Below are 5,870 nucleotides of genomic sequence, written 5' to 3'. Positions count from 1 at the left end.
GGGCGCGGCGGCCGCGGTCATCGGCGGCGCCCACGTCCTGCGGCGCGGCCCGCTGCTCCTCGCGGGCGGCGCCCTGCCCGAACACCTGCGGCCGGACGCGGTGATCGTGGTGGGCAGGCCCACGCTGTCGCGCGGTGTGCGCGGCCTGATGGACCGGGCGCCGGTCTACGGCATCGGCGATCATCCACAGTGGACTGACCCGCAGTATGTCGCCACCCACGTCCGCGGCTGGCTCGACGACGACGACCTCACCCACGTCACCGACTACGACCCCACCTGGCTCGCCGGCTGGCGCTCCGCCGAGAAGGCCGCCGTCAAGGCCGTCGACTCCGTTCTCGACGACCAGCCCTGGCCCACCGGCCTGCACGTCGCCCGCGACGTCGTCGCCGCACTCCCGCCGGGCGCCACCCTGTTCCTCGGCTCCTCCAACCCGGTCCGCGACGTCGACATCGCCGCCGACCACCGCGCCGACATCACCATCCACGCCAACCGCGGCGTCGCGGGCATCGACGGCAACGTCTCCACGGCCGCGGGCACCGCCATCGGCACCGGCGGCCCGGCCTACGCCCTCATCGGCGACCTGACGTTCCTCCACGACCTCAACGCCCTGCTCCTCGGCCCCGAAGAGCAGCGCCCCAACCTGACCGTGATCGTCCTCAACGACGACGGCGGCGGCATCTTCTCCCTGCTGGAACAGGGCGCCGACGAGCACGCGACGAGCTTCGAACGCGTCTTCGGCACCCCCCACGGCGCCGACCTGCGCAGCCTCTGTGCGGGCTATCACGTCCCGCACACGGTGGCCGATTCCCCAGCCGCCCTCGCCGAGGCACTCACCCCGACCCCCGGCCTACGGGTGATCGAAGTGCGCGCCGACCGCGCGATCCTTCGCCCGTTGCACGCCCACCTCCGCGAAACCATCGCCCGCCTCCACACCCCATAGCCCCCACCAGCGGCAATGTGGCGTCTTGGGGAAACGGCGACCCGCGAAATCCGGTGCGGATAGGCTCGGGGGGTGGCAAAGATGGAGGAGCGGGGAGCCCCCGTCCGGGCCTTGGACGGCACCGGACCGGACCTGGCAACGCCCCTGCCCGCCCAAACCCCACACCGACCCACCCGCGTGGACCCGGTGAATCCCCAGGTCGCAGCCCCTGCCGACCCGCTTGTGACGGCGGATGCGGGCGAGTTGGCGCACGTGGACCTCGCTGACGCCTGGTCGGCCGCGGAGGCACGCGAGGTGACGTTCGAAATCACCGACCGGACAGAGTCGGCCGATGACGCTGGTCCCGAGCCGCACCGGGATCACGCCGAGGTTCAGTCCGCCGACGCCCACCGGGGCGGCCCTAAGCCTCAGCCCTACAAGCTCCGCCGCGCAGCCGCCTGCGCGATCCTCTTCATCGCCGTCATCACCACCCTTCTCGCCGTCCTCCTCGTCATCGCCGCGGGCACCGAGGACTCCGCCATCGAGAACCACACCGGCCGCGCCGACGCCGAAGTCCTCGACGTCACCGCCCACCGCACGCTCGTCCGCTTCCAGACGCCCGACGGCGCCGAGCATGTGCCCAACGTCGGTGTCCTCTACCCCGAGGCCCTGAAGGTGGGGCAGGTCGTCCGGGTCGAGTACGACTTGCGCGAACCCGACCTCGTCCGCGTCGCCGGGCGGGGTTCGACGCTGACTTTCCTTCCCGCCTTCACCACCCTTTTCGCCGTCTGGGCGGTGACAGTGGGGCTGGTGTGGTGGCTGCGCAAGCCGGGGCCACTGCACCTTCGTTCCCTGCGGGCTCGTCGCAAGCTCGCGGTGTAACACCTCTCTTCAAAATTTGCTTCCAGGTGTAACATTCAGTCTTGTGGACCTGGAACGCGAATTCGAGCGCGTCGTCGCCGCCGACCATCGGATCGAGCCGCGCGACTGGATGCCCGACGGCTATCGCAAGACGCTGATCCGGCAGATCGCGCAGCACGCGCACTCCGAGATCATCGGCATGCAGCCCGAGGGCATCTGGATCAGCCGCGCCCCCAGCCTGCGGCGCAAGGCGATCCTGCTGGCCAAGGTGCAGGACGAGGCGGGCCACGGCCTCTACCTCTACGCCGCCACCGAGACCCTCGGCGCCGACCGCGAGGACCTCACGACCAAGCTCATCGAGGGCCGCCAGAAGTACTCCTCGATCTTCAACTACCCCACGCTGACCTTCGCCGACGTCGGCGTCATCGGCTGGCTCGTCGACGGCGCCGCGATCTGCAACCAGGTGCCGCTCTGCCGCACCTCGTACGGCCCGTACGCGCGCGCCATGATCCGCGTCTGCAAGGAAGAGTCCTTCCATCAGCGTCAGGGCTACGAACTCCTCATGACCATGATGCGTGGCACCGACGCGCAGAAAGCCATGGTCCAGGACGCCGTCAACCGCTGGTGGTGGCCGTCGCTGATGATGTTCGGCCCGCCGGACGCCGAGTCGTCCAACACCGAGCAGTCCATGGTCTGGCGCATCAAGCGGCACACCAACGACGAACTCCGCCAGCGCTTCGTCGACATGTCGGTGCCGCAGGCCGAGAAGCTCGGCGTCACCCTGCCGGACTCGAAGATCGCCTGGAACGCCGAGCGTGGCCACCACGACTTCGGGGAGATCGACTGGGACGAGTTCTGGCAGGTCGTCAAAGGCAACGGCCCGTGCAACGCCGAGCGGATCGAGAACCGCCGCAAGGCGCACGAGGACGGCGCGTGGGTTCGGGAAGCCGCCGCGGCGTACGCGGCGAAGAAGGAGCAGGTGGCATGAGCGAGCGGGCGAGCGAATCATCGGCACAGGGCGAGCCGCCTCTTGATCAACCGCGGTCGTCTTGGCCTCTCTATGAAGTGTTTGTCCGGGGCAAGCGCGGGCTGAACCACGTGCACGTCGGCTCCCTGCACGCCCCCGATGACGAGATGGCGCTGCGCAACGCGCGCGATCTCTACACGCGCCGCAACGAGGGTGTCAGCATCTGGGTCGTCAAGGCCGACGCCATCACCGCGTCCAGCCCGGATGAGAAGGACCCGTTCTTCGCCCCGGCGGGCGACAAGGTCTACCGGCACCCGACGTTCTACGCGATCCCTGAGGACGTGCCGCACCTATGAGCTTCGACAACGCCTACGAATCCCTCGTCGAGGGCCACGAGGAGAAGCACTGGGCCTTCGGCACGGGCTTCACCGACGCCCTGTCCGGCGTGGACCGCGCCATCCCGTCCACTGTGGACCGTGACGACCTCGCCGCCTACTGCCTCATGCTCGGCGACGACGCCCTCGTCTACGCCCAGCGGCTAGCCGAGTGGTGCGCCAGGGCTCCCGAGCTCGAAGAGGACGTCGCGCTGTCCAACATCGCGCTCGACCTCCTCGGCCAGGCCCGCATGCTGCTCTCCCGCGCAGGCGAGATCCAGGGGACCGACGAGGACGCCCTGGCCTACCTGCGTGACCCAGCCGAGTTCCGCAACGTCCACCTCGCCGAGATCGACTGCGGCCCCGGCCCCGGCGGCGACTTCGCCACCACCATGGCCCGCCTGCTTGTCTTCTCCGCGTGGCGCCTCGCCCTGCTGAACCGGCTGACCGGCTCGGCCGACCCGGTGCTGGCCGCCGTGGCCGCGAAGGGCGTCAAGGAGCTGACCTACCACCGCGACCACGCCGCCCAGTGGGTGCTGCGGCTCGCGGGCGGCACGGACTACTCCCGCGAGCGCATGATCGCCGGCCTCGCCGTCGTCTGGCCGCACCTCGATGAACTCTTCACCGCCCACCCCATCGAGCACCGCCTCGCCGAGGCGGGCGTCGCCGTCGACCCGACCGGGCTGAAGTCCGAAGTGGACAGCGTGCTCGACACCGTCCTCGGTGCCGCCGGACTGACCCGCCCCGACGCCCCGAGCATCCCCGGCGGCGGTCGCGGCGGTGTGCACACCGAGGCCATGACGCCTTTCCTGGCCGAGATGCAGGTGGTCGCGCGGGCCCTGCCGGGAGGCGTGTGGTGAGCGCGCGTCAGGTCGCCGAGCAGGTGCTCGACCCCGAGCTCCCGGTGCTCACCCTGGCCGACCTCGGCGTGCTGCGCGAGGTCAGCGAGGTCGGCGACCGCGTGGTCGTGACGATCACACCGACGTACTCCGGCTGCCCCGCGCTCGACGAGATGCGGTCGGACCTGCACGAGAAGCTGACCGAAGCGGGCTACCGCGACGTCGAGATCCGCACGGTGCTGCACCCCGCGTGGACGACCGACTGGATCAGCGACGACGGCCTGCGCAAGCTCACCGAGCACGGCATCGCCCCACCGTCGCGCATCGGCCCCCGCGCGGTCGGCCCGATCCCGCTCACCCTGCACCCACCGAAGCGCCGCGTCAGCTGCCCCCACTGCGGCTCCGCGCGCACCACCGAACTGTCCCGCTTCGGCTCCACCGCGTGCAAAGCCCTGCGTCGCTGCGAGGACTGCCGCGAGCCGTTCGAACAAATCAAGGAGATCTAGTTGACCGCCGCCACGACCCGCCGGTCGACCTTCCACGCGCTTCCCGTCAAGCGCGTCGACCGGCTCTGTGACGACGCCGTCGCGGTCACCTTCGACGTGCCCGCGGACCTCGCGGGCGAGTTCGTCTTCCGCGCGGGCCAGTACCTGACGCTGCGCCAGGACGTCGAAGGCCGCGAGGAGCGCCGGTCGTACTCGATCTGCGCCCCGGTGGGGGCCGACCCGCGCATCGGCGTCCGGCGGGTCGAGGGCGGGCTGTTCTCCAGCAAGCTCGTCGACGACCTCGCGCCCGGTGACACCCTCGAAGTCCTTGCCCCGCAGGGAAACTTCACGCCCGACCTGACCACCCCGAGTCACCACGCCTTCGTCGCCGCGGGCTCGGGCATCACGCCGGTGCTCTCGATCGTCGGCACGGTCCTGGCCGAGCCGGGCAACCGCGTCACCCTCCTCTACGGCAACCGGCGCTCCGACACGGTCATGTTCGCCGAGGAACTCGCCGACCTGAAAGACCGCTACCCGACCAGGTTGCAGCTCGTGCACGTGCTGTCGCGCGAGCCGGGCGACGTCGAGCTGTTCTCCGGCCGCCTCGACGCCGAGCGGTTCGCCGCGCTGTGCGACCAGGTCGTGCCCGCGGCCGACATCGACCACTGGTGGCTCTGCGGCCCCTTCGGCCTGGTCCAGGACGCCTACTCGGTCCTGGCCGAGCGCGGCGTGCCCGGCACCAGGATCCACCGCGAGCTGTTCTACGTGGACGAGCCGCCGCCCGAGCCCAAGCGCGCCGAGGACCGCCGGGTGGACGGCCCGACGTCCGCCGTGACGATCCTGCTCGACGGCCGCGAGACCACCCTCGCGCTCCCGTACGACGAGCCGATCCTCGACGCCGCGCAGCGGGTGCGGGCCGACCTGCCGTTCGCCTGCAAGGGCGGCGTGTGCGGGACGTGCCGGGCGAAGGTCGTCGTCGGCGGAGTCGAGATGCGCCGCAACTACGCGCTCGAACAGCACGAACTCGACGCGGGCTTCGTCCTCACCTGCCAGGGCCTGCCGGTCACGGATTCGGTGACGGTCGACTTCGACGCCTAGCGCCTGTCAGGCGTTGGCCGACTCCTGCCACCACGTCAACACCTGGTCGGCCACCCCGGGCGCGGCCACCAACAGGCCGTCCACCGGGAGCGCCAAGTCCTCCCCGTGCCGGTCCAACACCGCCGCCCCCGATTCCAGGGCCAGCGCGACCGACCCCGCGACGTCCCACTCGTGGTAGCTGTGCAGGACCGCCGCGGCCGCGTGGCCGAGGGCGACCTGGGCGATGGCCAGGGCCGCCGAGCCCAGGACCCGGACCCCGGCGCGGGCCGACGCGGCCCGTTCGATGAAGCCGCCCATGCCGGGCCACGGGCCGGTGCGGGTCAGCTC

7 protein-coding genes and 1 pseudogene are annotated in these 5,870 nt (G+C 71.0%); 7 read left to right on the top strand and 1 reads right to left on the bottom strand.

The window, feature by feature from the left end:
* From ACRDSQ_RS26815 to paaE, 7 genes and pseudogenes are all read left to right on the top strand, one after another.
* A pseudogene (locus tag ACRDSQ_RS26815) lies at window positions 1-940 on the top strand (2-succinyl-5-enolpyruvyl-6-hydroxy-3-cyclohexene-1-carboxylic-acid synthase); the annotation flags it as partial.
* 72 nt (window positions 941-1,012) lie between these two features.
* On the top strand, window positions 1,013-1,801 hold the full coding sequence (locus ACRDSQ_RS26810) for a hypothetical protein (RefSeq protein ID WP_431424782.1): 789 nt from the start codon (window positions 1,013-1,015) through the stop codon (window positions 1,799-1,801).
* A 43-nt stretch (window positions 1,802-1,844) separates the two neighbouring features.
* Window positions 1,845-2,768 carry a 1,2-phenylacetyl-CoA epoxidase subunit PaaA gene (paaA, locus tag ACRDSQ_RS26805; protein ID WP_431424781.1) on the top strand — a complete coding sequence of 308 codons (924 nt, stop codon included), beginning with the start codon at window positions 1,845-1,847 and terminating at the stop codon, window positions 2,766-2,768.
* The gene (gene paaB / locus ACRDSQ_RS26800) at window positions 2,765-3,103 is read left to right on the top strand and encodes a 1,2-phenylacetyl-CoA epoxidase subunit PaaB (protein WP_431424780.1); all 339 of its coding nucleotides are present in this window, start codon (window positions 2,765-2,767) and stop codon (window positions 3,101-3,103) included. The genes paaA and paaB overlap by 4 nt, the downstream gene beginning before the upstream one ends.
* Window positions 3,100-3,981, top strand: a complete 882-nt coding sequence (gene paaC / locus ACRDSQ_RS26795; protein WP_431424779.1) for a 1,2-phenylacetyl-CoA epoxidase subunit PaaC — start codon at window positions 3,100-3,102, stop codon at window positions 3,979-3,981. Before paaB ends, paaC begins: the two co-directional genes overlap by 4 nt.
* A complete protein-coding gene (gene paaD / locus ACRDSQ_RS26790; protein WP_431424778.1) occupies window positions 3,975-4,466 on the top strand; it encodes a 1,2-phenylacetyl-CoA epoxidase subunit PaaD in 492 nt (163 codons plus the stop codon). Before paaC ends, paaD begins: the two co-directional genes overlap by 7 nt.
* Complete coding sequence (gene paaE, locus ACRDSQ_RS26785; protein ID WP_431424777.1) at window positions 4,467-5,543, top strand: 1,2-phenylacetyl-CoA epoxidase subunit PaaE; 1,077 nt, start codon at window positions 4,467-4,469, stop codon at window positions 5,541-5,543. It abuts the gene before it with no gap.
* A 6-nt stretch (window positions 5,544-5,549) separates the two neighbouring features.
* On the opposite strand, the gene ACRDSQ_RS26780 is transcribed toward paaE, so the two are convergent.
* A partial coding sequence (locus ACRDSQ_RS26780; protein WP_431424776.1) for an inositol monophosphatase family protein occupies window positions 5,550-5,870 on the bottom strand: 321 nt, incomplete at its 5' end.

This window comes from Actinokineospora sp. (assembly GCF_050699995.1).
GTDB lineage: Bacteria > Actinomycetota > Actinomycetes > Mycobacteriales > Pseudonocardiaceae > Actinokineospora.
Note: the sequence above shows the minus strand (reverse complement) of the source record. Positions and strands in the feature narration are given on the sequence as shown.

What these genes read in the sequence shown, in the direction of transcription:
- paaB (WP_431424780.1), top strand. Translation starts at nt 2,765, where the DNA reads ATGAGCGAGCGGGCGAGCGAATCATCGGCACAGGGCGAGCCGCCTCTT.
- paaC (WP_431424779.1), top strand. Translation starts at nt 3,100, where the DNA reads ATGAGCTTCGACAACGCCTACGAATCCCTCGTCGAGGGCCACGAGGAG.